Consider the following 22,716-nt stretch of genomic DNA (forward strand, 5'->3'; position numbering starts at 1 on the left):
CCCACCCGTTTCCCGACAACACCAAAACAAAGGCCCGCGTGACGGCGCAGCACCACTTCCGTCTCGTTCGCATCTCGATTCACCCTTTAGGGGAATTGCGACTTGGAATCGCGCGGCGTCGAATTGGCGCACACAGCCCAGTCGCAAGCCGAACTCCACCAACAGGAACGAGCAATCATGAGCCAAGCCCCATACGAGAGTTTTGAAGGCCGGCCTGATCTGGAGCGTCGCCGGCTCCTGAGCATCGCCCTTGCAGGCGTCGCCGGGGCGGTCCTACCGGCAGCATCGCGCGCGGCCGCCGCTGGGCCGTCCGAAAAGGTCGATGTCGACGACATTGCGTACCTGACGGCCGGCGAGGCGCTCGCGAGATTCAAGGCCAAGACGCTGTCGCCGGTCGAACTGCTGCGGGCGCAGATCAAACAGGTCGAAGCATGGGAGCCGACGCTCAAGGCAACGACGTACGCCTATTTCGACGAGGCGCTGGAACAGGCACGGATTGCGGAGCGCAAGTACGTGCGCGGTGAACCGGTCCGCCCGCTGGAAGGCATCACGTGTTCCATCAAGGACTATCACTCCGTCAAGGGCAAGATCACCACCTACGGCTCGCGGCTCTACAAGGATTTCGTTCCGGACCAATCCGCGCCGACTGTTGAGCGCCTTCTCGCCGCAGGGGCGATCATGCATTGCCGCACGACGACGCCGGAGTTCGCGCATTCAGGTGTGACGGCGTCCTTGCTTTGGGGCGTCACGCACAACCCGTGGAACCCTGCCTATACCCCCGGCGGCTCGACCGGCGGAGGCGGCGCGGCCCTGGCCGCCGGCTACACGACCTTGTCGGACGGCACGGATGGTGGCGGGTCTATTCGCATCCCGGCTGCGATGAGCGGCGTGTTCGGCTACAAGCCGCCTTGGGGACGCAACCCCAACGACCGCGAGCACCCGAATGAATGGCTGATCCACTATGGTGAACTGGCCCGCAGCGTCGGCGATTGCGGGCTGATGCAGAATGTCACTTCCGGCCAGCATCCGGCCGACATGTCGTCCCTGCGGGACAAGGTGGTCATCCCGCCGACCTTCGACGGCATCGCCGGCATGAGGATCGCGCTGTCGATGGACCTGGGCTATTTCGCGGTCGATCCTGAGGTCGAGAAGAACACACGCAATGCTGTGTCGGTCCTGCGTTCGCTCGGCGCCGTGGTCGATGAGGTCGACATCGGCTGGACCAAGGAAATCGAAGAGACATGGAATACCCGGTGGCAGGGCGTGTTCTACGCGCTGGCAGGCAGCCTTCTGAGCAAGTCCCGCAACGACGTGGACCCGTACGTCATCAAGATTCTCGAAGAGGGCAAGAAACTCGACGTCACGAAGTTCTACAACCTGAATACCGTGCGGCAGAAGATGTACGCATCGATGACGAAGCTCTTCGAGACCCACGACGCGCTGATCTGTCCGACTACCGCGACGACGAAGATCGTCGCAGGGCGCAGCAGCGAAGAGCCGCTCACCATCAACGGGAAGTCGGTGAACCCATTTATCGGCTGGTTCATGACGTATCCCTTCAACCTGGTCGGCACCCTCCCGGTGATGTCCGTGCCCACCGGCTTCGATGCCGAAACAAGCGTGCCCACCGGGATGCAGATTGTCGGTCCAGCCTATGACGACCTGAGGGTGTTCCGCATCGCGTCCGCGTTCGAAGGCGCGACGCACCCCTGGCGGCGTCGGCGACCGAAGCTGGCCGCCTAGAGTGGCTTGACACCTGCGGGCCGCGGGAGGACCGTTATTTATTGCCCATGATGAGAGATGGACCTTGATGTCTCTCCCAGCAGCTCACGCATTTCCCACCACCGACCGCGAAGCTCTGATGGGAAGCTTCGCGGCCAACCTTGAACAGGCGGGTGACCTCGAGTCCGCCCTGGATGCGCTGCATCAAGCCCTGTCGAGCCTGGGCTTTTCTTCCTTTGCCTACGGCATGGCCGGCACGCCGAGAGCGCAAGACGGCAGCTTCACGTCACCCGTCGTGAAGACGCGAGCCTTTCCAAATCGATGGGATCGGCACTGGAGCCACCTTTGCGACCCCTACTATCGGTTCTGCTTCACGACGACCTTGCCCCTCAGGTGGGTCGACGTGCAAGCCCTCGAACGCCTGAGCGCTGGCGAGCGAGCGTGCGTGGACCACCTGAACGACAAGAACCTGCACTACGGCATCACGGTTCCGATGCACATGCCGAACGGGTCATTTGCGTTCGTCAGTGCGATTTCGGAAAGCGCGACCAAGTACGAGGCCGGTTCTTCACCGACGGCCGTCAATGCGCTGTTCGCTTTGTGTCATCAATTCCAGAACACCTCTCTTCGCAGATGGTTGTGGAACCAAGCCGCCGACACCAAGGCCTGGCTTAGCGCGCGTGAGAAGGAGTGCCTGTCCCTCGCCGCGCAAGGGAAGACCTCGGATGACATTGCCCTGATCCTCGGCTTGTCCTGCGAGACGGTACGTTCGCACATGAAGCGTGCGATCGTGCACCTCAACGCGTCGAACAGGCCGCATGCGATAGCGAAGGCGATCCAGCTTCGGCTCATAGACATGCCATTCGCCTAGAACAACTTGTTCAACCTACGGCGGACATGCACGGGCAAGAATGCACCCATGTTCAGGCGCCATCTGTGGGAACATCACGCCCTGAGGCGGCAACAGGATCGCATCTGTCGATGCGATCCAACCTCCCCCGCAAGCAAGCGGGAGAGGTGAAGTGCGTTTGCCATCAGACTGATTCAGCCAAACACCTCGGCGCTTTCATTGCGGCGTGGGCGCGAGCTGGCCGGTGATGGTGCCGACCAGTGTTGCAGGACGGCTGTCCTCGCCGTTTGCAGACGACGGGGCGACCTCGGCCTTGCGCTGCGCCAGCGCGCTGGTCAGGCTGGTGAGCGCGTCGGCTCCGGCCGGGAAGCCGGCCTCCGAGAGAATCTTGTCGATCATCGGCTTGAACGCCGAGACCGACAGCAGCTGCGCGGCGAGGCCGTCGCCGAGCCCGAGGCCGCCATTGCCGTTGGCGTGGCCGTTGGCGCCGCCGCGGCCGAGCATGCTGCCGGTGTCGAAGATCCGGATGTCGGAGATCTTCTCGATCGGCTTCACCGCCTCGGCGAGCGCGCTCGGGATCACGTTGATCCGCGCGAGGTTGAGATCGTAGGCGATCATGTCGGCGCTCAGCGTGTTGCGCGCCTCCGCCTTCATCGTCGCGACCTCGGCTTCGGCCTGGCCGAGCGCCTTGACGCCGGCAGCGCGGGTGGTGGCGGCGGCCGCATCGGCCTTGGCGAGCACGTTGGTGGCTTCCGCCTTGTTGGCGGCGGCCTGGCGTTCGGCCTCGGCCATCACCGTGATCGGCATCGCGTCGGTCTCGGCCGCCTTGCGCGCCGCGATCACGTTGATGATCTTGTCGCGCTCGGCGATCTCGGTGGCGCGGGCGGTGGTGACCTTTTCCTCGGCGGCGATCGCGACCGCGCGCGCGGTCTCGGCGATGGTCTGGGCCTCCGACTGCTCCTTGCTCTTGGCTGCGACCGCGATGGCGCTTTCCTGCGCCACGATCTGGAGGTCGCGCTCCATCTCGGTGTTGCGGCGCTTGACCGCGAGATCGGCCTCGATCTTGCGGGTGTCGCGGGCCTGGTTGGCCTCGGTCTGCTTGTTGGCGACCGCGAGCTCCTGCTGGATGCGGTATTCGGCCTCGTTCTGCAGCGCGGTCTGCTCGACCTGCGCCGTCTGCGCGCGCATCGCGGCGGTCTTGTTGGCGATGTCGCGCTGCTGGGCGAGCTCGGCCTCGCGCTTGGTGCTTTCGATCGTCAGCGTGGTCTGCCGCGCCACCAGATCCTGCTGGGCGATGTTGACCTCGGTGGTGCGGACGATCTGGTTGCGTTCCTGCTCACGCTCCTTGGTGATCTTGGTCAGCGTGGTGAGGCCGTGCGCGTCGAAGAAATTGCTCGGGTTGAAGTGCTTGATGTCGCTCTGGTCGAGCTTCGTCAGCGACACCGATTCAAGCTCGAGACCGTTGTTCTGGATGTCGGCGCCGACCGCGTCCTGCACCGCCTTGACGAAGGTGGCGCGCTGCTCCTGCAATTCCTCGAGGTTCATGGTCGCGGCGACCGAGCGCAGGCCGTCGACGAACTTGGCCTCGACCAGCTCGCGCAGCTCGGCCGCGTCATTGGTGCGGTTGCCGAGCGTCTGCGCGGCGAGCGCGATCGACGACGAGTCGGGTTTGACGCGCAGATAGAACTCGGCGCCGATATCGACGCGCATGCGGTCCTTGGTGATCAGCGAGTCCGGGCCGCCGCGCGCGACCTCGAGCCGCAGCGTCTTCAGGTTCACCGCGGCGGTGGAGTGGAAGATCGGCAGCACGAGCGAGCCGCCGTCGAGCACCACCTTCTGGCCGCCGAGGCCGGTGCGGACATAGGCCTCGTCGCGGGTCGAGCGCTTGTAGAGTTTTGCGAACAAGAGACCGATAACGAGGATGACGATGACGCCAATAACGACGGGTACAGCAAGTTCCCACATGTGTTATGCCCTGTTGGAAGACTGTTGTTGGTCGACGAGGTCGGCTGGAGCGGAAATCGCGATGAAGCCCTTGGCATCGCGATCGACCAGCAGCACGCTGGCGCCGACCGGCAATGCCCCGGACTCCGCGCTGGCACGCGCCGACACGGTGTGCCAGTTGCCGAAGACATCCTTGAGACGGACCCGGCCGGGCAGGCCCTGATCGAGCGGGCCGACCGACACGGTCGCGACCTTGCCGACAAAGTCGCTGTCGTTGACCGCATAGCTCTCGTCGCGCGGAATGACGCGGGCGAGGCCGCGGCTGGTATTTCTGATCACGGGGATGCTGCCCGCGGCGGCAACCACCGCGGCAATCGAGACCGGAATGGCGGTGCCTGCGGCATGCGCCAGTCCCTGAAGCAGGAAGCCTCCGATCGAGAAGATGCCGAGGATCAGGATGATCAGGATCAGGAGGGGAAGCCGCCCGGCGTTGATCCAGAGAAACAGGCCACTGAGAGCGTTGTGGCTCTCGGCCTCGACCGCGAAATCCTTGCCGATCAATTCGCTGATCGAAAGTCCGATCATGGTGCTCAGCAATTCGATACCGCCAAGTGCCACCATGATCGCAGCCGCGACCGCGAAGGGCCGCACGTCGGGGGCGAGCAGAATGTCGCCAACTGCACTCATTTTTCTGACTTGATCCTTTCAAGCCGCGCCGCGATTTCCTTTTCGCGATGCAGGCGATCGAGTTCGTCAAGCTCCTTGTCGCCGAGCACGCTGGAGGCGGGAACACTGGTGACCCGGGCGATCGCCGCCATGGCGCGCTCAGCACTCAATGTATTGGTCGCGGATGGGCCCCGGCTGGTTTCGTCCTGGGCCTCGCGGATCAGGCTTTGTTCGAGATCGGCCAAGCGCGTCTCCGCCTCGCGGCGCGCGCCGAGCATGGCCTGCAGCGCCTTGGTCTGCTCATCGATTTCGAGCTCGATGAAATCCATCGCGCGTTCCAGCGCGATTATCTGCGACTCCAGATCAATTTGCCGTGCGACGCCGGCGCGCGCGAGATCCTCGCGATTTTCCGCAAGTGCGAGACGAATCTTCTCGTTCAGACCGGTCGTTTCGGTATCCAGTTCTTCGCGCCGCTTCTTCAAACGGAATTCTTCGGCGCGCGACTTGCCGAGCGCATAGCGTGCCTCGTCGGCGCCGGCGTCGATCTCGCGGATCGCCTGTTTGACCAGCGCGACCTTGTTGTTGTTCTCGACATTGTCGATGGTCTGGCTCGCGATGGCGGCAAGAAGCCGGCCCATGCGCGCAAGGATGCCTTCGTGAAGCATGGTCTTCTCCTCCGGTGGTGCTGATTTCGATTTGACGGCGATGTGGATTTCGTAGCCGCGTCCATCCGAGATCAAATGCGCCGGGAAGGGGCTTTCCCAGCCCGAGACATATCCCGGCACATCGAACGGCACCAAGACGCGTCCGCTGACAGTGCTAATGGTCAGTGAAGTTGGGCCCTTGATCGCAAACAACTTGTCGTCGAGCGGTATCCGGCGGACGGCGGAGCCTGCGATGTAATTGGCGCGGTCGCGCAGGCCGAGCGTCACCAGCCGTGCGGGCAGGCCGGTCTCCTTGCGGATCTTCTCGTAGGCCTGGGCGTGCAGCGAGACCAGGTTGGCGCCGACGGGGGCGACCTCGGCGAGGATCGCCATCATCCGGTCGTAGGCCGCAAAGGTCGCCTCGATCGCCTCGGTGCCTGAAGGGTCAGGGGCGAGGGCGTAGCGCAGCGTCGCGGTGGGCGTCTCGACGGGCAGCTTGATCATGCACCTAACGTAAAGCACTTCCTCAGTGCTTTACAAGGAGGGCGGCTGGTGTCATTTTCGTGAGCCTAGATGCAGTTGCAAATGAGTTGCAATAACGGGGGAGATCGGCCATCCTTGTCGGATGGATGCTCGGACCCCTGAACTGTCTTCCGTTTCCGTTCCCAATGCCGTGCCAGGCGGCTGGCGGGGCGATGCCGGACATGTGCGCAGCCTGCCGGAGGTGAACGCGACCGTCGCGGTGCCGTCGGGCGGCCTGTGGTGGCGACGACTGCTGGCCTTCGCGGGGCCGGGCTATCTGGTTTCGGTCGGCTACATGGACCCCGGCAACTGGGCCACCGACCTCGCGGGCGGATCGAAGTTTGGCTACACGCTGCTGTCGGTCATCCTGCTCTCCAACCTGATGGCGATCCTGCTGCAGGCGCTCGCAGCACGGCTTGGCATCGCCACCGACCGCGATCTCGCCCAAGCCTGCCGCGCAACCTATTCGCGCCCGGTGAACCTGCTGCTGTGGCTCGCCTGCGAGGCCGCGATCATCGCCTGCGACCTTGCCGAGGTGATCGGCACCGCGATCGCGCTCAAGCTGCTGTTCGGCATTCCCCTGATCGGCGGCGCGCTGCTGGCGGCGCTCGATGCGTTCCTGCTGCTGCTTCTGATGAACCGCGGCTTCCGCTTCCTCGAGGCGTTCGTCATCGCGCTCCTGATCGTCATCGCGGTCTGCTTCGTCGTCCAGATCGCCGCCGCCGCGCCGCCGGTTGCCGCCGTGATCCGCGGCTTCGTGCCGTCGCGCGAGATCGTCACCAATCCGGAGATGCTCTACATCGCGATCGGCATCATCGGCGCCACCGTGATGCCGCATAATCTCTATCTGCACTCCTCGATCGTGCAGACCCGCGCCTATCCGCGCACCGAGGAGGGGCGGCGCGACGCGATCAAATGGGCGACCACGGATTCCACCATCGCGCTGATGCTGGCGCTGTTCGTCAATGCCGCGATCCTGGTGCTGGCGGCCGCGACCTTCCACAAGAGCGGCCACTCCGACGTCGCCGAGATCGACCAGGCGTTCGAGCTGCTGTCGCCGCTGCTTGGGCTGGGCATCGCCTCGACGCTGTTTGCCGTGGCGCTGCTGGCGTCCGGCCTCAACTCGACGGTAACGGCGACGCTGGCCGGCCAGATCGTGATGCAGGGCTTTCTCGATCTGCGGCTGCCCGACTGGCTGCAGCGGGTCGTGACCCGCGGCATCGCGATCGTCCCGGTCATCGTGGTCGCCGCGCTCTATGGCGAGAGCGGCACGGCGCAGCTGCTGGTGTTCAGCCAGGTCGTGCTGTCGATGCAGCTGCCGTTCGCGGTGATCCCGCTGGTGCGCTTTGTGTCCGACAAGCGCAAGATGGGCGCGTTCGCGATTTCGCGCCCTGTCGCGGTGGCGGCGTGGATCGTCGCCGGGCTGATCGTGATCCTGAACGTGAAGCTGCTGATCGATACGTTCTTCGGCAGCTAGTCCTGCGGCTCGGCAAGCACCTCGCCCGAGGCGTCGACGCGCAGCCAGCCCGACGGCGCGAGCCGCTGCTGCGGCAGGAAGCGGCCTTTGTAGTCCATCTTCTTGGAGCCCTCGATCCAGTACCCGAGATAGACGTAGGGCAGGCCCTGCCGGCGGGCGCGGGCGATGTGGTCGAGGATCATGAAGGTGCCGAGCGAGCGGGCCTCCAGCCCGGGCTCGAAGAACGAATAGACCATCGACAGCCCGTCGCTGAGCACGTCGGTCAGCGCCACCGCCATCAGCTCGTCGCCGCGGCCGGTGATCGCGCTGTCGGCATTGCGCTTGCGGTATTCGATGATCCGGGTCTCGACATGGCTGTCCTCGACCATCATGGCGTAGTCGAGCACGGTCATGTCGGCCATCCCGCCGTTGCGGTGGCGGCGGTCGAGATAGGCGCGGAAGACCGAATATTGCTCCGAGGTCGGCACCGCGGTGCGCTGCTCACCGATGACGTCGGCGTTGCGGGCCAGCACCTTGCGGAAGTTACGGGAGGGGCGGAATTCGTTTGCGATCACCCGGACCGAGACGCAGGCCCGGCACTGGTCGCAGGCCGGGCGGTAGGCGATCGACTGGCTGCGGCGGAAGCCGCCATGGGTCAGCAAGTCGTTGAGATCGCCCGCTTTGTCGCCGACCAGGTGCGTGAAAACCTTCCGCTCGTGGCGGCCCGGCAAATACGGGCAGGGCGAGGGCGCCGTCAAATAGAACTGGGGAGTATCACGCGAATGCTGGGTCACGTCAGATCGTCGGGCTCCACAAACAATACAGGCAGCCGAGTGAGCATCGCCCCCCTGAGGCTAACGGTCAATTGGTTTAGGCGGGCCTAATAGGAGGCCCGCGCGGCCGGAGCGACCGGGGTCCGGATCGAGCTGTTGATAATGACGGTTCCGAGGATGATGTCATGCAGCAGCCGGCGGCGGCCGTTGAGCAGCCCAACCAGGAGCACCAGCGGCGACAGGAACGAGATCGTCACCCAGAACAGCACCGCGTGGGTGGCGCCGAGCACGAAATAGCCGCGCGCGCCGTACCAGGTCCGCAGTTCCAGATCCATCATGCGCATGCCAATGGTGGCCGAGTGCTGCCCGCCGATCGAGGCGCCGTAATAGACGATCGCCCAGACGATCGAGGCCGGCGAGACCAGCCAGAACAGCGCCCAGCCGAGACCGAGCGTGACGAGGCCGAACACCGCGATGAAAATCACCGCGAGGATCACCGGCACCGACAGCACGAACAGGTCGATCAGGAACGCAAACACGCGCCGCGTCAGCACGCCGCGGAACAGGTCCGGCTGCATCAACGGATCGAACGCATGCGGGGGAACGCCGCCGTCGTTGCGCCAGGCCTCGTTGCGCCCGGTGCTGCCGTCATTGCCGTAGGACATGACCAACCTCCGATGAAAGTCCCGCGCAGGAGATGGGAACAGGAGGCGCGTTCGCCAAGCCTGCGCGAACATTAACTAGCCGACATATTCCGGCGATTCGGCGGCTGAATTGAGCGGTTCTACCTCCACGCCGTCATTGCGAGCGGAGCGAGGCAATGCTTGCTGAGCTCGTGCCTGCACGGATTGCTTCATCGCTTCAGCGCAAAATTGCTTTGCAATTTTGTCGCGAGCTCCCCGCAATGACGGCGGAGGAAACTATCAGCTCTCCGCCTTGATCTTTTCGGCGGCCTTCGGCGCGAAATAGGTGAGGATGCCGTCGGCGCCGGCGCGCTTGAAGCCGACCAGACTCTCCATCATCGCGCGCTCGCCGTCGATCCAGCCGTTGGCGGCGGCGCCCGCGATCATCGCGTACTCGCCGGACACCTGGTACACGAAGGTCGGCATCGCGAAATGGTCCTTCACGCGGCGGACGATGTCGAGATAGGGCATGCCCGGCTTTACCATCACCATGTCGGCGCCCTCGGCGATGTCGAGCTCGACCTCGCGCAACGCCTCGTCGGAATTGGCGCTGTCCATCTGGTAGGTACGCTTGTCCCCGGTCAGCGTCTTGGCCGAGCCGATCGCGTCGCGGAACGGGCCGTAGAAGGCGGAGGCGTATTTCGCCGCATAGGACATGATCTGCACGTCGCCGAAGCCGTTGTCGTCGAGCGCCTCGCGGATCGCGCCGATCCGGCCGTCCATCATGTCCGACGGCGCGATCACGTCGCAGCCGGCCTCGGCCTGGGTCAGCGCCTGCTTCACCAGCACCGCGACGGTCTCGTCGTTGAGGATCTTGCCGCCCTCGATCAGCCCGTCATGGCCGTGGCTGGTGAAGGGATCGAGCGCGACGTCGCACAACACGCCGATGTCGGGAAACTCCTTCTTGATCGCGCGCACCGCCTGGCAGACCAGATTGTCGGGATTGAGCGCTTCCGAGCCGTGCTCGTCGCGCAGCGAGGGCTCGGTGAACGGGAATAGCGCGATGCAGGGGATGTTGAGCTTTGCCGCGCGCTCGGCGTCACGGACGATCTGGTCGACGGTGAGCCGGTCGACGCCGGGCATCGAGGCCACCGGCGTGCGGGTGTTGTGGCCATCGACCACGAACATCGGCCAGATCAGATCGTCAGTGGTCAGCACGTTCTCGCGCACCAGGCGGCGGGCCCATTCCGACTTGCGATTGCGCCGCATCCGGATCGTGAGGTCGAGCGAGGGGGAGGCGAGGGCATCAGTCTGGCGCCGCGGCGCATCGCGCAGTTCGATCGGGCGCCCGAATTTGATCGCCATGTCTTCTTCTCCTCGACGGACGGCTGGTCTGGACCTGATAAGGTCTGGACCTGATATAAGTCCAGTTCTAGCACCTGTCAGGGGCGCCGTCATTGCGCCGCTATTGCATCCATGGCGCCCTTGATTTGCCGCAACGGCAATTGATTTTGCGTCCCCGGCGGGCCAAGACTGCGCCCATGAACCCCATTTTGCAGCCGCTATGCGGCGATTCGGATGTCTGACACCTCTGCACGCGATCAGGCGCGGGACAATGCCATCTCGGTGAGCGCGATCTCGTCCGACCGGATCGAGCCGGATGACAATGCGTGGACGCGGCGCCTCGTCATCTTCCTGCGCATCATGGCCGTCGTCTCGGTCGCCAAGGGCCTCTATCACTGGGCCCAGGTGACCGGCTTCGTCGGCGGCGAGGAGGAGGCCTTCGAAAACCAGTCGATGGCCTGGCAGACCGCCACGATCTATTTCGCCGTCATCGAACTCGTCGCCGCCGTCGGGCTCTGGCTCGCGACGCCCTGGGGCGCCGTGGTGTGGCTGACCACCGTGGTGTCGATGGCGGTCATCGAGCTGATGTTTCCCGGAATCTATGGCGGCAGTCTCACCGTGGTCGGGCTCGAGGCACTGATGCTCGCGGCCTATCTCGCGCTGGCCTGGATGTCGGCGCGCGAACGCCCGCCATAGGCCGGCGTGCGGCGATGGCCTGATGCACTGTTGCCCCGTGGCGACAACGCCATGAATAGCTGGCCGCGGCCGGCAAAATTTGGCAGCCGTGCGCGCAACGAGAAGACAGCATTGCTGGTTCTGATAGTTGGGTTCCGACAGATCGCATCCGTTTGAGACAACCCCTTCCGGGACCGTCTCTGCGGGACCTGCCGTCGGGACCCATTTCACCGGATCTCGGCGCGTGTGCCGGCCGGCTTTGCGCGGGCCGACGGCGGAACCGGTCTGGCCCCGCACCGGATCAGCACCGCTTGCGCGCGTCGCGTGCACGTCCCGCCGATGTACTCCGATAAAATTTTCAAAGAATTTTCCGGTAACCGATCGGTCACCGTAAAGGGTTCCCTCATACCCGTTACGCCACCGTTTCGAATTCAGACGATGCTGTTTCCGAATGTGACAGGGCAGGCAGACGAAGCGTGAACAAGGGTCTGCCACCGTCAATGAAAAGTTGCGAAAAGCCTTTGATCCATGGGCTTAATCCACGATTCACTGTCTTAAATTCATGATCTCTTTATTCTCTTATTTAAGCGGATATTCAAACGGCCCCCTTACGTTGGACCTATCAGGCGGGACACAAGTTTCGTCGAATAAAGTCGATAAAAACGACAAACAGGGGAAGTGTCATGATGAAAGCCGTTGCGACAACGGCGGCGGATGCCGCTGATCGCGCTACCGGTCAAGCTCCGGTGCAGCCGCTCTATCTCGAAGCCCTGACTTTGGTGGAGCGGCTGCATCGCCGGCTCCTCGACGTCATCAAGGACGAATTCGATCGTCGTGGCCGCGCCGACATCAACTCGGTGCAGGCGCTGCTCCTGTACAACATCGGCGATAAGGAACTGACCGCCGGCGAGCTGCGCACCCGCGGCTACTATCTCGGCTCCAACGTCTCCTACAATCTGAAGAAGCTCGTCGAGCTCGGCTTCCTCGATCATCAGCGCTCGCGCGTCGATCGCCGCTCGGTCCGCATCCGGCTGACCCCGCAGGGCCAGGAAGTCCGCAAGATCGTCGATGCGCTCTATCAGAAGCACGTCAAGACGGTGGAGCAGGTCGGCGGCATCTCGAACGAGGAGTTCGCGAGCCTCAACAAGTCGCTGCATCGCCTCGAGCGCTTCTGGACCGACCAGATCCTGTATCGCCTCTGAGCCTTCCTGTTTTCGCCTGATGGCCAAGCCGGCCGCTCGAGAAGACCGGCAGCCTTCCTCCAGTCCAGCCTTGCTCCAGTCAACGCATCGGTCATGCCCGGCCGGTGCGTTTTTCATGCTGCACCTGCGAAAATAAATGGGCCCCCGCGAGGAACCAAGGCATTCCCTGCGGCTTATCCGTTAGCCAACGGAGAGGCAGGGATATGTTGCTCGAACGCGGGATTGAGGTGCTGAATGTCGAGGTCGTCGGTGACGCCTACGCGATCGCCTCGAACTATCTGCGCAAATCCGGCGCCATTCCCGACAATTTCGCCACCAATGAGCGCCTGCTCGGCATCATCGTGAAGCTGTTCCAGCGCGGTGAGATGAACCGCCTCCGCCTCGCCAACAAGGCGATCGCGAAGTTCGAGGCCGAGACGCTGGTGGTCGCCTGAGCGTCAACCCGGAGACTTCAATGGAAGCCGCGATCGATCGGATCATGCAGACGTATGATCTGCTGCTCAACCGCACGCCCGCTGCAAGCGACGAAGCGCGCGCCAAGGTGACAGAGTACGTGCAGACGCTGTTCGACGCCGGCGAGCGCGATCCCCATCGGTTGACGGTGTGCGGGCTGACCTATCTGCGCCAGCTCGACGGCAGCACCGACCATGTCAAGGCCGGGTATACCGGGCTGTAAGGCCGGCGTGGCTTCGCAGTCTGATTCAACTATCAAACAGCTGTTCGGTGTCATCACCGCGAAAGCGGGTGATCCAGTATTCCAGAGGCCGCGGTGATTGAGCCGAGAGGCCGCGGCGTACTGGATCGCCAACCTGGCTATGACGGTATGGGTTCCTCATACACGATCGTCGGCCTGGCGAAGGCCAGGACCCGTAACCACCGCATTTGACGATGAACGGGATCGCGGCCCCAGCGTCGCGCAACAATTGAGATTTGGGGTAATGGGTCCTGGCTTTCGCCAGGATGACACTGAGTTTGTCGCACCTCAAAACTGAAATGGAGCAACCGAAACCGCCAGCTTTCCGTCGCTTGATTTCTGCACGGTGAATTCGACCTCCTTGGAAGCCTTGATGTCGCCCAGGGAAACCGAGATGCCGCCGCTACACTGCAATGTTCGCTTGTCCTCGCTGGCCGACGTCGTGACGATCTTTTCACCGAGGAGGTATTGCGGCTTTGAGTTTTCCGCAGTGGGCTTCGCCGTTGACTCCCTGGCGGCGAAATTGACAAGCGGATTGCGGTGATCGTTGGAGATGGTCTGGAGCACGGCCTTCCGGGTTTCGATTGAATCGCACTCGAGTTGATCGCCGCAGCCACCCAGAACAGCCAGAACCGGAAAAGCCAGAAACCAAAGCAGTCGTGACGGCATGCCAATTGACTTCTGTGGGATGGATGGTGTCCGACAACCGACCCGACGGAGCATGGTTCCTGCGCTGACCCGAAGGGAACGCTGATCTTGCCACTCCGTTGGTCCTCGATTGCTTGCGAGGAGCCAATCATGCGCACAACTGTCCTATTCGCTGTCCTGGCGTTCGTCCTGGCGTTCGGCTTTGCAGGGCTGGCAAATGTGAGCCCGGCCAGCGCCCGGGATTATCCCTGGTGCGTGCAGGGGCGCGGCGTCGGCTATCCCGGCGATTGCATGTACCGAACCCGCGCCCAGTGTCTCGCGTCAGCTTCCGGAAGGAACGTGACCTGCGGCATCAATCCTCGCGCGGCATTTGGTCAGCAGCGGCGGGGATATCGCAACCGCTATTGATTGTCTCGCCAATGGCGCGCGCAAGGCGGGTCGCGGAGGGGGGCGCTCATAACCGAACGCCGCCCGCTTGAAATGCATGCGAGCGGCGATGGCTCTAGCCCCAGGATGGGTGATGCAAAAATCCTGACCACAATTGGTCGGCTGGCGGGTCCAAGAGTTTCGTAGCCAAGAAGAGGTACCTCAACTTCGTAAGCGCCGATACCGGACGGAGAGGCGGCAGATGTCGGGTCCAGGTTAGCATGGAGCACCAAGTTGCTCCGGCCTCAGCCTGTACCCCCTCGCTGGGGCCGTTTTTTGAGCCGGCCTTTTTGAAACCTCTGCTGCTCTATGGATAGGTGTGGCCTTTCTGAGCAACGCGCACAGCCAACGGCGTGCGGGGAAGATCCCCAAACTCGGACGAGTCGTAGTCTCGGCCTTCAGGTGTCACGATGTGGATGTCGTAACACTGGGATCGTGAAAGCTCTTTTGCCTTGCGCAGAGCTGCTTCGGCGGTGCCGCGACGGTGCACGATCTCTCCAAACTTGCACCTAGCCTTTACGGTGAAGCTCATCTTTCTTCTTTTTCTTGTTTCGCTTGACGACCTCGGCCTGGGCCCGGAACGCCTGGGCGAGGTTCTTCATTTGCTCGGCCGCGAATTCGTCAGCCGTCCGCACCGCCGCCTGCTCGGCGGTCTTGGCCTGCTTCTTCAGGTCCTTGGCGATGCCCATGTCCTGTAACTTCCACGCCGTTGCGGCAGTTCCATCCGTCTGATCTCACCGACGCGAAGCTGGCGGGAACTTTTCACGCTCCCCGGGCTTTTGATTTTGCTTTGGGGCAGCCAAACGTCAGCGTTGGAGAGAGGAGCCATGAAGCGACGACGCCGGGTCAGGCAGATTTTCCCCCTTGAGAAACGCCTTGCCCAGGAAGCCAAACGGCTACGTCAACGGGCCAAGAACCTTCCTCCCTGTCGAGAGCGAGAGACCCTGTTGAGGCAGGCGCGGCATGACGAAACCACCGCCAATTTGACGGCGTGGCTGCTGTCCCAAGGTCCGCGGGCACCCATCTAGGAGGACGCTCAATGCATACAAACCACCACCATATCGACGGTGTGGAGATTGCCTTTGTGAGCGCCGCGACCGTGTCGCTTGTGGCTCTCATCGCCTCCATGGCCTGGCTTTTGCTCGGGTGAAAATTGCCAGGTTGAAATTCGACCGAGGGCTCCACCGAGACCCTCATTCGACGGTCGCGCCGGCCTCGCTCTGAGCTGCCGGCTTTGCCCAGCCAATCGGCTGTTGCGCGCAAGACACTCGCCTTGGGATATCCCGCAGCGATTTACATAAGCTAATGCTGGAACCGCGCGGTTCTTGATGGATGGGGCTGCCTGGCTCCAACAGCTCAGCCCCGGATCAGGCAAACGGCCCCAGCACCGGCCTCCAGGCCCCCAAAGGTGCTGGGGCCATTTCGTTGTTTGGCGCATTACCCGGACAGCGCCCCCATTCCGTCTGCTCTCAGTGAGCAGGCGGGACGTCGGTGCTACTTGTTCTCCGGCTTCCAGGTCGTGCTGGCGCGGTCGTATTTGAAACCAGGCGCAGCCTTCAGGCTGTCCTTGGTCTCGTCGAGCGTGAGCCACCACTTGTCGTCTTTCTTTTGAGACTTGACGGCCGTGAATGGCACGATCACGTCCTTCTCGCCGGCGCCGAGAAAACCGCCGACCCCGACGACGAGACCGGTCACCTTGCCGGACTTGTCGACAAGCACGTCGTCGATGGTCCCGATCTTGGATTCCTTCGGGTCGTAGACGTTCTGCTTGTAGTAGTTGGTGATGGTCGAACTGTCCGCCGGCGTGGCGGGCATGGTGGTTGCGGCATGCGCGGCGGTAGCGAACGCTGCGGCCATGATGCAGCCGATAGCCAATTTCTTCATAACAGGTCTCCTTGCCTTCAGTGCATATGGCCGATCAGGTAGATGCCGCCGCCGATGACGATGATCGCCGGCACAGCCCAGAGAATGATGACTGGCATGCGATCGCCTCCTAGTCCGAGGTACAGACCTTGACGCTCTTCATGCCGGTCTCGGCTTCGGTGCGCGTCTTGTAGACAGTGCCCGACGGACTGACGACGGTGGTCGTCGTGTCGACCGGCTTCTTGTCGACGATCGTGCACTTCTTCGTCTTCACGTCTTGCACGACGTAGAATTCGTCCGCTGCAAATGCCGGCGTGACGAAAGCGGCGAGCAAAGATGCCGCGACAATGGTCTTAAAGTTCATGTTCTCTCCTCCAATAGCCGTACCAATCGGCCGAGGTGGAACGGGAAGAAATGGCAAAGGTTCCTAGAACCAGCTTGCGTTGGCGAGCCGCTCCGAATCAAAGCAAGCGAAAAATGACCGGCGATGGTGCGGCGATTTGCAGCACTGGCTAGCCGCGCCCTGCGGCTTGCCGAAGGCTGTGGCGAATGGTCGCTAGGGACACGCAGACGCGAGATCGGCGAGCGATTCCTGACCCGAAGGGACCGCGCTGTCCGAGTGGCGATGCGATCACGTGACCGGATGCAGCCGGCGATCGGCAGGCTGCTTTCCGAAAATTCAGGAGGAAGCCCCATGATCCCATCCCACATGCGCCTGTTCGGCGCGGTCGTCGCGCTGTTGCTTGGGGCGAGCGGTCCGGCGCCCGCGCAGCAGCTCGAGCTCAAGCTGATGGCGCCGGCAGCGCCCGGCGGCGGCTGGGATCAGACGGCGCGCTCGATGCAGCAGGCGCTCGTCGCCTCCGGCGTCGCGCGCAGCGTCCAGGTCACCAACGTTCCCGGCGCCGGCGGCAGCGTCGGCATCGCGCAGTTCGTCAACGGCGCCAAGGGCGACGGCAACCAGATGATGGTGAACGGCTTCGTCATGGTGGGCGCACTCGCCATGAACAAGTCGCCGGTGACGCTGGATCAGGTGACGCCGATTGCGCGCCTCACCGAGGAGATCCAGGTCATCGTGGTGCCGGCGAACTCGCCGATCAAGACGGCGCAGGATCTTGCCGCCGCGGTGAAGGCCGATATCGCCAAGGTGACCTTTGCCGGCGGCTCGGCCGGCGGCGTCGACCATGTGATGGCGGCGCTGTTCGCAGGCACGGTCGGCGCCGACGCCAAGAAGATCAACTACATTCCGTTCTCGGGCGGCGGCGAGTCGCTTGCAGCCATTCTCGGCGGCAAGGTCGCGGCGGGCATTTCCGGCCTCAGCGAATATGAAGGCCAGATCAAGGCCGGCAAGTTGCGCGCGCTCGGCGTGACGTCGGCGAACCGTCTGCCCGGCGTCGACATCCCGACCTTCAAGGAGCAGGGCATCGATCTCGTGCTGGCCAATTGGCGCTCGGTGGTCGCACCGCCCGGTATCACGCCGGAGCAGCGCAAGGTGCTGAGCGATGCGGTCGAGAAGATGGTGAAGTCCGATGCCTGGAAGGAGATCCTGAAGCAGAAGGGCTGGGACGACGCCTATCTCGGCGGCGACGCCTTCGCGGATTTCCTGAAGAAGGAGATCACGCGCGTGACCGAGGTGCTGAAGTCCGTCGGCCTCGTGAAGTCGTGATGCCGGACGCGGCGTCAGAAAATCTCCCGCCCGCGCCGGCGCGGCGCGTCGATCGCGCCGGCGTGGTCATCGCGGCCGCGCTTGCCGGGCTTGCGGCGGTGCTGGTGTGGGACGCCAGCAAGCTGCCGTCGACCACGATGTACGGCATGGGGCCGGAGGCGATGCCGGTCGTCATCGCAATCGGCCTTGTCATCCTCGCGGTCGGCAATCTGATCGACGCGCTGCGCGGCAACCTGCCGCCGCGCGAGAGCATGGATCCGATACCGGTGTGGCTGATCATCGGCGGCCTGGCGCTCCTGATCGCCATCATCGGCTTTGGCGGCGGCTTCATCCTCGCGACCTCGGCGCTGTTCGTCACCACGTCGGCGGCGTTCGGCCGCCGCGCCGTCCTCGCCGACACCGCCATCGCGCTCGTGATCACGACGCTGATTTATCTCGCGTTCGACAAGCTGTTGACGCTGAGCCTTCCCGCCGGCCTGCTGGAGCGACTGCTGTGATGGACACTTTCGCCGCGCTGGCGCACGGCATGGCGGTCGCCATGCAGCCGATGAACTTGCTCTACGCCCTGATCGGCGTGTTCCTGGGCACCGCGGTCGGCGTATTGCCGGGCATCGGTCCGGCGCTGACGGTCGCGCTGCTGCTGCCGGTGACCTACAAGCTCGATCCCGGCGGCTCGCTTATCATGTTCGCCGGCATCTATTACGGCGGCATGTATGGCGGATCGACCACCGCGATCCTGATCAATACGCCGGGCGAGAGCGCGTCGATGGCGACCGCGCTCGAGGGCAACAAGATGGCCAAGGCCGGCCGCGGCGGTCCGGCGCTGGCGACCTCGGCGATCGGCTCGTTCGTGGCCGGCACCATCGCGACCATCGGCCTCGCATTCCTCGCGCCATGGCTGGTCGATTTCGCGGTGCGCTTCGGGCCGGAGGATTACTTCGCGCTGATGTGCGTCGCCTTCGTCACGGTGTCGGCAACCTTCGGCGACTCGCCGGTCCGCGGCCTCACCAGCCTGTTCATCGGCCTCACGCTCGGGCTGGTCGGCATCGACAAGCTGACCGGTCAGGCGCGGCTTGCCTTCGGCATCCCCGAGCTGCTCGACGGCGTCGAGGTGACGACGCTCGCGGTCGGCCTGTTCGCGGTCGGCGAGGCGCTCTATGTCGCCTCGCGCCGTCATCACGCCGAGGAGAAGCTCGAGCCGGTGCGCGGCTCGCTGTGGATGACGCGGGAGGACTGGCGGCGGTCGTGGAAGCCTTGGCTGCGCGGCACGCTGTTCGGTTTTCCGATCGGGGCGCTGCCGGCCGGCGGGGCGGAGATCCCGACATTTCTGTCCTATTCCACCGAGCGGCGGCTGACCAAACATCCGGAGGAGTTCGGCAAGGGCGCGATCGAAGGCGTCGCAGGGCCGGAAGCGGCGAACAACGCGTCCGCCGCCGGCACGCTGGTGCCGCTGTTGACGCTCGGGCTGCCGACCTCGGCAACGGCTGCAATGATGCTGGCGGGCTTCCAGCAATACGGCCTCAACCCGGGGCCGCTGTTGTTCGCGGAGCGGCCCGACCTGGTGTGGGGCCTGATCGCGAGCCTGTTCATCGCCAACGGCATGCTGCTGGTACTCAATCTGCCGCTGGTCGGGCTCTGGGTGCGGCTGCTGGCGATTCCGCAGCCCTGGCTCTATGCCGGCATCCTGGTGTTCGCGACCATGGGCACGATCGCGGCGAAGCCGTCGGTCGTCGAGCTGTCGATGCTGGCGGCGTTCGGCGTGATGGGCTTTCTGATGCGCCGGTTCGACTTCCCGATCGCACCCGTCGTGATCGGGCTGATCCTCGGGCCGATCGCCGAAAGCCAGCTGCGCCGTGCGCTGGCCATCAGCCTCGGCGATCCCATGGTGCTGCTGCAAAGCCCGATGTCGGCGACGCTGCTCGGCATCGCGCTGATCGCGCTGCTGGCGCCATTCGTGCTCAAGGGGCTCGGGCGGTTCAAGGCGAACGAGGATTAGGGCGCGACCAGACCGTAAAAGGCCCGCTCCGGGGCTCGCATTTCGGAGCGGGCCAGTCTGGGCACGGCAAATATCGCCGCGACGCAAAACCTAGCGCGACAAGCTGACACCATCCTGACGACGGCGAAAAAAGCGAGGCGGCCGAATGCCGCCTCCCGGTCACATGATTTTCCGTGAACGGAAAGTTCAGCTCACCATTTGTAGGCGAGGCTCGCCGTGATGCGGCGGCGATCGCCGTAATAGCAGGAGCTGATGGTCGCGCAGCTCGCGACGTAGACCTTGTCGGTGACGTTCACGACATTGAGCGCTGCGCGCCAGTTGTTGTCCCATTCGTAATGCAAGGCGAGGTCGCCCAGCACGACCCCCGGGACGCGTGCGGTGTTCGCGGTGTCGGCAAAGGACGAGCCGACATAGCGCACGCCGCCGCCGAAGCCGAAGCCCGTGAGCGGGCCGTCGCGGAAGGTGTAGTCGGTCCACGCTGATGCGAGCTGCCGCGGCGCGTTGGTCGGCACGGTGCCGATCAGCGCAGGATTGAGGTCCTTGCTGACGAACAGCTCGTAATTGGTGTAGCTCGCCACCAGCTTGAAATCGCGCGTGATGTTCGCGACCGCCTCGAGCTCGACACCGCGCGAGGTGACTTCGCCGTTCTGGGTCTGGAACAGCGGATTGTTCGGATCGGTGGTCAGCGCGTTCTTGCGCTTGAGGTCGAAATACGCGACGCCGAACCGCGCGTTGAGCCCGACCGGCTCGTACTTGACGCCGACTTCGGTCTGCTCGGAGGTTTCCGGCAGCAGCAATTGGCCGGCCGCGGTGGTGCCGATGACCGGATTGTAGCCCGTCATGTAGGAGACGTAGGGCGCAACGCCGCTGTCGAAATTGTAGATCGCGCCGACACGGCCGGAGAACTTGCTGTCGTCGCGGCCCTGGGACGCGCCGATCCGGTTGTTGTTGGTGAGATCGACCCAGTCCTGGCGTCCTGACAGCACGACCGTCAGGCGGTCGAGCTTGACCTGATCCTGCAGATAGAGCCCGGCCATGCCCTGGGCGAGATAGCCGTTCTGATAGAGCGGGCCGCTGTACGGCAGGTTGGTGCCATAGACCGGATTGAGCACGTTGAGATTCGTGCCCATGCCAAAACCCTGGCGGTCGTCGATGCCGTAATATTTCAGATCGACGCCGACCAGCGCGGTGTGCTGCAGCGCGCCGGTGGTAAAACGGTATTCGAGCTGATTGTCGAGGTTGAGTTGGGTGGCGATGCCGCGGGTGTAGAAATTGCCGCGGGTGATGTCGGCGGCGGCCGGCGTCGTCGCGTAGCCGAGACCATAGAGGCCGGCATAATAGACGTCGACATGCGCCATGCGCGCGTTCTGGCGGAAATCGACGCTGTCAGTCACGCTCTTCTGGAACTGGTAGCCGACCATCTGCTGGTCGCGGCGGAACTGGTCGGCGCTGGGATCGCCGACGAACAGGCTGGTCGGAATCCGGCCGAACGGCGCGTTGGTGACGGTGCCGACATAGGGCAGGAAGTTCAGCGCGCGGGTGTTGCTGTGCGAGGCCATGCCGAACACGGTGAGGCTGGTGTCGGCATCGGGCCGCCAGGTCACCGACGGGGCAAAGAAGAAGTTGTTGTCGTAGACATAGTCGGTCTGGGTGCCGCCGCCCTGGGCCTGGCCGACCAGGCGGTACTGCACCTGGCCATTGCCGGGCTGCGCCGTCGCGCCGCCGATATCGAACTGGGTATAGGCGTTGCCGAAATTGTTGACGCCGGTCTCGATGTAGCGAATGGGCTCCGCCTGCGGCAGCTTGCTCACCGCGTTGACGAGGCCGCCCGGCGCCGAGCCGCCATACAGGATGCCGGACGGACCGCGCAGCACCTCGACGCGTTCGAGATTGAAGGGCTGCAGCTTCCAGCTCGCATAGGAGGTGTAGAACAGCTGCAGGCCGTCGAGGAAAAGCGACTCGTTCTGCGCGGGAAAGCCGCGGATCATGAACCAGTCGTTGCGGAAATCGGCGCCATAGGTGCCGCCGATGACGCCCGGCGTGTAGCGCAGCACCTCGTCGAACTTGCTGACGATCTTCTGGTCGCGGATCTGCTCGGCGCTGATGACCGACACCGATTGCGGTGTCTGGATGATCGGCGTGCTGGTCTTGGTGCCGCTGGCGCTGAGCCGCGCCAGATAACCGGTGACCGGGCCGTTGGCGCGTTCGCGCCCGCCGCCGGCGCCTGCCGGCTGCTGTGCGAGTTGTGGCTGCGCGCCCGCTGGCGCGGCTGTCGCGCGGCGCGAGGCACTGCGCGGGCGTGCGGTTCGTTGCGCGGGCTGCTGCGATCGCGCCGCTTGCCGCTGCGGCGCTTCGACGGTCACGGACGGCAATTGCGTCTGGGCGAAGACATCGTCCGCACCAACAACCGAAAACACAACGACAGCCGAAGCAGCAAACCGCTGCGGCCGAATCCACCTGCACGACATTTATTCCACGCTCCGTAAAAAAATCTTGAGCGAGTCGTTATCACGGTGATTTTCGCGAGCAGCCTGCACGCGGTTAGAAGCTGTCGAAGTTGCGCGCAAAGCTTGGCTGTGTGACCAGGAGACAACGGCGCATGACGCGCAATTGCACGCATCGCGTGAGAGCTTTGAATCGATCCAGTGTTGAACGATTCAAAAATCGAACGATTCAAAAATCGTCTCGTGACTCGATGCATCACGATCGAGCGCGTGGTGATCGAGAGAAGCGGTCGTCGCGTGATCGGGAGAGCCGCAAGCCGAATGATCGGCTACCTGTTTTCGCCGAGTTCAAGGGAGGTCGATACCTTGAGCTGCCAATCCCGGCGTCCGAGCTATCGGGAGGGGGCGTAACTCTGTCTTCGCCAGCGATTCGGCAAGAAGCTGCAAACCTCACGGTCATGATCGTACATCCGCTCCTGCGGGGTACGACCGGGTGCGGATTTTAGACGAAAGGAGGCGTTGCGGTTGGTGCTCACGGCCACCCAGAGTGTAACAACTGGA

Annotated in this window: 22 protein-coding genes; 11 read left to right on the plus strand and 11 right to left on the minus strand. The window is 63.7% G+C overall.

Annotated elements, in window-relative coordinates; all coding sequences use genetic code 11:
- Positions 1–177: 177 nt before the first annotated feature.
- On the plus strand, positions 178–1,743 hold the full coding sequence (locus AC1VNY_RS06480) for an amidase (RefSeq protein WP_482404553.1): 1,566 nt from the start codon (positions 178–180) through the stop codon (positions 1,741–1,743).
- 118 nt (positions 1,744–1,861) lie between these two features.
- Positions 1,862–2,593, plus strand: a complete 732-nt coding sequence (locus AC1VNY_RS06485) for a helix-turn-helix transcriptional regulator (protein WP_482404554.1) — start codon at positions 1,862–1,864, stop codon at positions 2,591–2,593.
- Between the two features lie 195 nt (positions 2,594–2,788).
- On the opposite strand, the gene AC1VNY_RS06490 is transcribed toward AC1VNY_RS06485, so the two are convergent.
- Genes AC1VNY_RS06490 through AC1VNY_RS06500 form a run of 3 tightly spaced genes read right to left on the minus strand, consistent with a single transcriptional unit; the run spans position 2,789 to position 6,330 of the window.
- A complete protein-coding gene (locus AC1VNY_RS06490) occupies positions 2,789–4,537 on the minus strand; it encodes a flotillin family protein (protein ID WP_482404555.1) in 1,749 nt (582 codons plus the stop codon).
- Between the two features lie 3 nt (positions 4,538–4,540).
- Complete coding sequence (locus AC1VNY_RS06495; RefSeq protein WP_482404556.1) at positions 4,541–5,203, minus strand: OB-fold-containig protein; 663 nt, start codon at positions 5,201–5,203, stop codon at positions 4,541–4,543.
- Positions 5,200–6,330 carry a PspA/IM30 family protein gene (locus AC1VNY_RS06500; RefSeq protein ID WP_482404557.1) on the minus strand — a complete coding sequence of 377 codons (1,131 nt, stop codon included), beginning with the start codon at positions 6,328–6,330 and terminating at the stop codon, positions 5,200–5,202. Before AC1VNY_RS06500 ends, AC1VNY_RS06495 begins: the two co-directional genes overlap by 4 nt.
- 121 nt (positions 6,331–6,451) lie before the next feature.
- Here AC1VNY_RS06500 and AC1VNY_RS06505 point away from each other — a divergent pair, with 121 nt between their 5' ends.
- On the plus strand, positions 6,452–7,825 hold the full coding sequence (locus AC1VNY_RS06505) for an Nramp family divalent metal transporter (protein WP_482404558.1): 1,374 nt from the start codon (positions 6,452–6,454) through the stop codon (positions 7,823–7,825).
- Here the strand turns inward: AC1VNY_RS06505 and AC1VNY_RS06510 are convergent.
- The 3 genes from AC1VNY_RS06510 to hemB form a co-directional block, all read right to left on the minus strand.
- Positions 7,822–8,598: an arginyltransferase gene (locus tag AC1VNY_RS06510; RefSeq protein WP_028340961.1), complete on the minus strand. Its 777-nt coding sequence runs from the start codon at positions 8,596–8,598 to the stop codon at positions 7,822–7,824. The genes AC1VNY_RS06505 and AC1VNY_RS06510 overlap by 4 nt on opposite strands.
- A gap of 86 nt (positions 8,599–8,684) precedes the next feature.
- Complete coding sequence (locus tag AC1VNY_RS06515; protein ID WP_482404559.1) at positions 8,685–9,242, minus strand: RDD family protein; 558 nt, start codon at positions 9,240–9,242, stop codon at positions 8,685–8,687.
- A gap of 258 nt (positions 9,243–9,500) precedes the next feature.
- Positions 9,501–10,565 (minus strand): porphobilinogen synthase, encoded by a 1,065-nt coding sequence (gene hemB / locus AC1VNY_RS06520; protein ID WP_028340959.1) that lies wholly within the window; start codon positions 10,563–10,565, stop codon positions 9,501–9,503.
- Positions 10,566–10,778: 213 nt separating this feature from the next.
- On the opposite strand from hemB, the gene AC1VNY_RS06525 reads away from it, so the two are divergent.
- The 4 genes from AC1VNY_RS06525 to AC1VNY_RS06540 all read left to right on the plus strand — a co-directional run bounded on the left by AC1VNY_RS06525 (position 10,779) and on the right by AC1VNY_RS06540 (position 13,097).
- Positions 10,779–11,240 (plus strand): DUF6163 family protein, encoded by a 462-nt coding sequence (locus AC1VNY_RS06525; protein ID WP_016845013.1) that lies wholly within the window; start codon positions 10,779–10,781, stop codon positions 11,238–11,240.
- A gap of 662 nt (positions 11,241–11,902) precedes the next feature.
- Positions 11,903–12,421, plus strand: a complete 519-nt coding sequence (gene ldtR, locus AC1VNY_RS06530; protein WP_018271925.1) for a transcriptional regulator LdtR — start codon at positions 11,903–11,905, stop codon at positions 12,419–12,421.
- A gap of 203 nt (positions 12,422–12,624) precedes the next feature.
- The gene (locus AC1VNY_RS06535) at positions 12,625–12,855 is read left to right on the plus strand and encodes a hypothetical protein (RefSeq protein ID WP_016845011.1); all 231 of its coding nucleotides are present in this window, start codon (positions 12,625–12,627) and stop codon (positions 12,853–12,855) included.
- A 20-nt stretch (positions 12,856–12,875) separates the two neighbouring features.
- The gene (locus AC1VNY_RS06540) at positions 12,876–13,097 is read left to right on the plus strand and encodes a hypothetical protein (RefSeq protein ID WP_016845010.1); all 222 of its coding nucleotides are present in this window, start codon (positions 12,876–12,878) and stop codon (positions 13,095–13,097) included.
- Between the two features lie 306 nt (positions 13,098–13,403).
- Here AC1VNY_RS06540 and AC1VNY_RS06545 read toward each other — a convergent pair whose 3' ends face one another.
- Positions 13,404–13,784, minus strand: coding sequence for a hypothetical protein (locus tag AC1VNY_RS06545; protein WP_482404560.1), 381 nt, complete (start codon positions 13,782–13,784; stop codon positions 13,404–13,406).
- 129 nt (positions 13,785–13,913) lie between these two features.
- Here AC1VNY_RS06545 and AC1VNY_RS06550 point away from each other — a divergent pair, with 129 nt between their 5' ends.
- Complete coding sequence (locus tag AC1VNY_RS06550) at positions 13,914–14,171, plus strand: DUF3551 domain-containing protein (RefSeq protein ID WP_482404561.1); 258 nt, start codon at positions 13,914–13,916, stop codon at positions 14,169–14,171.
- Positions 14,172–14,698: 527 nt separating this feature from the next.
- Here the strand turns inward: AC1VNY_RS06550 and AC1VNY_RS06555 are convergent.
- From AC1VNY_RS06555 to AC1VNY_RS06565, 3 genes are all read right to left on the minus strand, one after another.
- Positions 14,699–14,878, minus strand: coding sequence for a hypothetical protein (locus AC1VNY_RS06555; protein ID WP_028340956.1), 180 nt, complete (start codon positions 14,876–14,878; stop codon positions 14,699–14,701).
- 805 nt (positions 14,879–15,683) lie between these two features.
- Complete coding sequence (locus tag AC1VNY_RS06560; protein ID WP_482404562.1) at positions 15,684–16,073, minus strand: PRC-barrel domain-containing protein; 390 nt, start codon at positions 16,071–16,073, stop codon at positions 15,684–15,686.
- Between the two features lie 109 nt (positions 16,074–16,182).
- Entirely contained in the window at positions 16,183–16,416 is a 234-nt protein-coding gene (locus tag AC1VNY_RS06565) for a hypothetical protein (protein WP_482404563.1), read from the minus strand.
- Positions 16,417–16,746: 330 nt separating this feature from the next.
- Here AC1VNY_RS06565 and AC1VNY_RS06570 point away from each other — a divergent pair, with 330 nt between their 5' ends.
- The 3 genes from AC1VNY_RS06570 to AC1VNY_RS06580 are packed head-to-tail and all read left to right on the plus strand — an operon-like array spanning position 16,747 to position 19,711.
- Entirely contained in the window at positions 16,747–17,715 is a 969-nt protein-coding gene (locus AC1VNY_RS06570; protein WP_482404564.1) for a Bug family tripartite tricarboxylate transporter substrate binding protein, read from the plus strand.
- Complete coding sequence (locus AC1VNY_RS06575) at positions 17,715–18,212, plus strand: tripartite tricarboxylate transporter TctB family protein (RefSeq protein ID WP_482404565.1); 498 nt, start codon at positions 17,715–17,717, stop codon at positions 18,210–18,212. Before AC1VNY_RS06570 ends, AC1VNY_RS06575 begins: the two co-directional genes overlap by 1 nt.
- Entirely contained in the window at positions 18,212–19,711 is a 1,500-nt protein-coding gene (locus AC1VNY_RS06580; RefSeq protein WP_057020728.1) for a tripartite tricarboxylate transporter permease, read from the plus strand. Before AC1VNY_RS06575 ends, AC1VNY_RS06580 begins: the two co-directional genes overlap by 1 nt.
- A 191-nt stretch (positions 19,712–19,902) precedes the next feature.
- Here AC1VNY_RS06580 and AC1VNY_RS06585 read toward each other — a convergent pair whose 3' ends face one another.
- On the minus strand, positions 19,903–22,179 hold the full coding sequence (locus AC1VNY_RS06585) for a TonB-dependent siderophore receptor (protein ID WP_482404566.1): 2,277 nt from the start codon (positions 22,177–22,179) through the stop codon (positions 19,903–19,905).
- Positions 22,180–22,716 lie beyond the last annotated feature (537 nt).

This window comes from Bradyrhizobium ferriligni, assembly GCF_056837965.1.

What these genes read in the sequence shown, in the direction of transcription:
- AC1VNY_RS06480 (WP_482404553.1), top strand. Translation starts at nt 178, where the DNA reads ATGAGCCAAGCCCCATACGAGAGTTTTGAAGGCCGGCCTGATCTGGAG.
- AC1VNY_RS06485 (WP_482404554.1), top strand. Translation starts at nt 1,862, where the DNA reads ATGGGAAGCTTCGCGGCCAACCTTGAACAGGCGGGTGACCTCGAGTCC.
- AC1VNY_RS06490 (WP_482404555.1), bottom strand. Translation starts at nt 4,537, where the DNA reads ATGTGGGAACTTGCTGTACCCGTCGTTATTGGCGTCATCGTCATCCTC.
- AC1VNY_RS06495 (WP_482404556.1), bottom strand. Translation starts at nt 5,203, where the DNA reads ATGAGTGCAGTTGGCGACATTCTGCTCGCCCCCGACGTGCGGCCCTTC.
- AC1VNY_RS06500 (WP_482404557.1), bottom strand. Translation starts at nt 6,330, where the DNA reads ATGATCAAGCTGCCCGTCGAGACGCCCACCGCGACGCTGCGCTACGCC.
- AC1VNY_RS06505 (WP_482404558.1), top strand. Translation starts at nt 6,452, where the DNA reads ATGGATGCTCGGACCCCTGAACTGTCTTCCGTTTCCGTTCCCAATGCC.
- AC1VNY_RS06515 (WP_482404559.1), bottom strand. Translation starts at nt 9,242, where the DNA reads ATGTCCTACGGCAATGACGGCAGCACCGGGCGCAACGAGGCCTGGCGC.
- hemB (WP_028340959.1), bottom strand. Translation starts at nt 10,565, where the DNA reads ATGGCGATCAAATTCGGGCGCCCGATCGAACTGCGCGATGCGCCGCGG.
- AC1VNY_RS06525 (WP_016845013.1), top strand. Translation starts at nt 10,779, where the DNA reads ATGTCTGACACCTCTGCACGCGATCAGGCGCGGGACAATGCCATCTCG.
- ldtR (WP_018271925.1), top strand. Translation starts at nt 11,903, where the DNA reads ATGATGAAAGCCGTTGCGACAACGGCGGCGGATGCCGCTGATCGCGCT.
- AC1VNY_RS06535 (WP_016845011.1), top strand. Translation starts at nt 12,625, where the DNA reads ATGTTGCTCGAACGCGGGATTGAGGTGCTGAATGTCGAGGTCGTCGGT.
- AC1VNY_RS06540 (WP_016845010.1), top strand. Translation starts at nt 12,876, where the DNA reads ATGGAAGCCGCGATCGATCGGATCATGCAGACGTATGATCTGCTGCTC.
- AC1VNY_RS06545 (WP_482404560.1), bottom strand. Translation starts at nt 13,784, where the DNA reads ATGCCGTCACGACTGCTTTGGTTTCTGGCTTTTCCGGTTCTGGCTGTT.
- AC1VNY_RS06550 (WP_482404561.1), top strand. Translation starts at nt 13,914, where the DNA reads ATGCGCACAACTGTCCTATTCGCTGTCCTGGCGTTCGTCCTGGCGTTC.
- AC1VNY_RS06555 (WP_028340956.1), bottom strand. Translation starts at nt 14,878, where the DNA reads ATGGGCATCGCCAAGGACCTGAAGAAGCAGGCCAAGACCGCCGAGCAG.
- AC1VNY_RS06560 (WP_482404562.1), bottom strand. Translation starts at nt 16,073, where the DNA reads ATGAAGAAATTGGCTATCGGCTGCATCATGGCCGCAGCGTTCGCTACC.
- AC1VNY_RS06565 (WP_482404563.1), bottom strand. Translation starts at nt 16,416, where the DNA reads ATGAACTTTAAGACCATTGTCGCGGCATCTTTGCTCGCCGCTTTCGTC.
- AC1VNY_RS06570 (WP_482404564.1), top strand. Translation starts at nt 16,747, where the DNA reads ATGATCCCATCCCACATGCGCCTGTTCGGCGCGGTCGTCGCGCTGTTG.
- AC1VNY_RS06575 (WP_482404565.1), top strand. Translation starts at nt 17,715, where the DNA reads ATGCCGGACGCGGCGTCAGAAAATCTCCCGCCCGCGCCGGCGCGGCGC.
- AC1VNY_RS06580 (WP_057020728.1), top strand. Translation starts at nt 18,212, where the DNA reads ATGGACACTTTCGCCGCGCTGGCGCACGGCATGGCGGTCGCCATGCAG.
- AC1VNY_RS06585 (WP_482404566.1), bottom strand. Translation starts at nt 22,179, where the DNA reads ATGTCGTGCAGGTGGATTCGGCCGCAGCGGTTTGCTGCTTCGGCTGTC.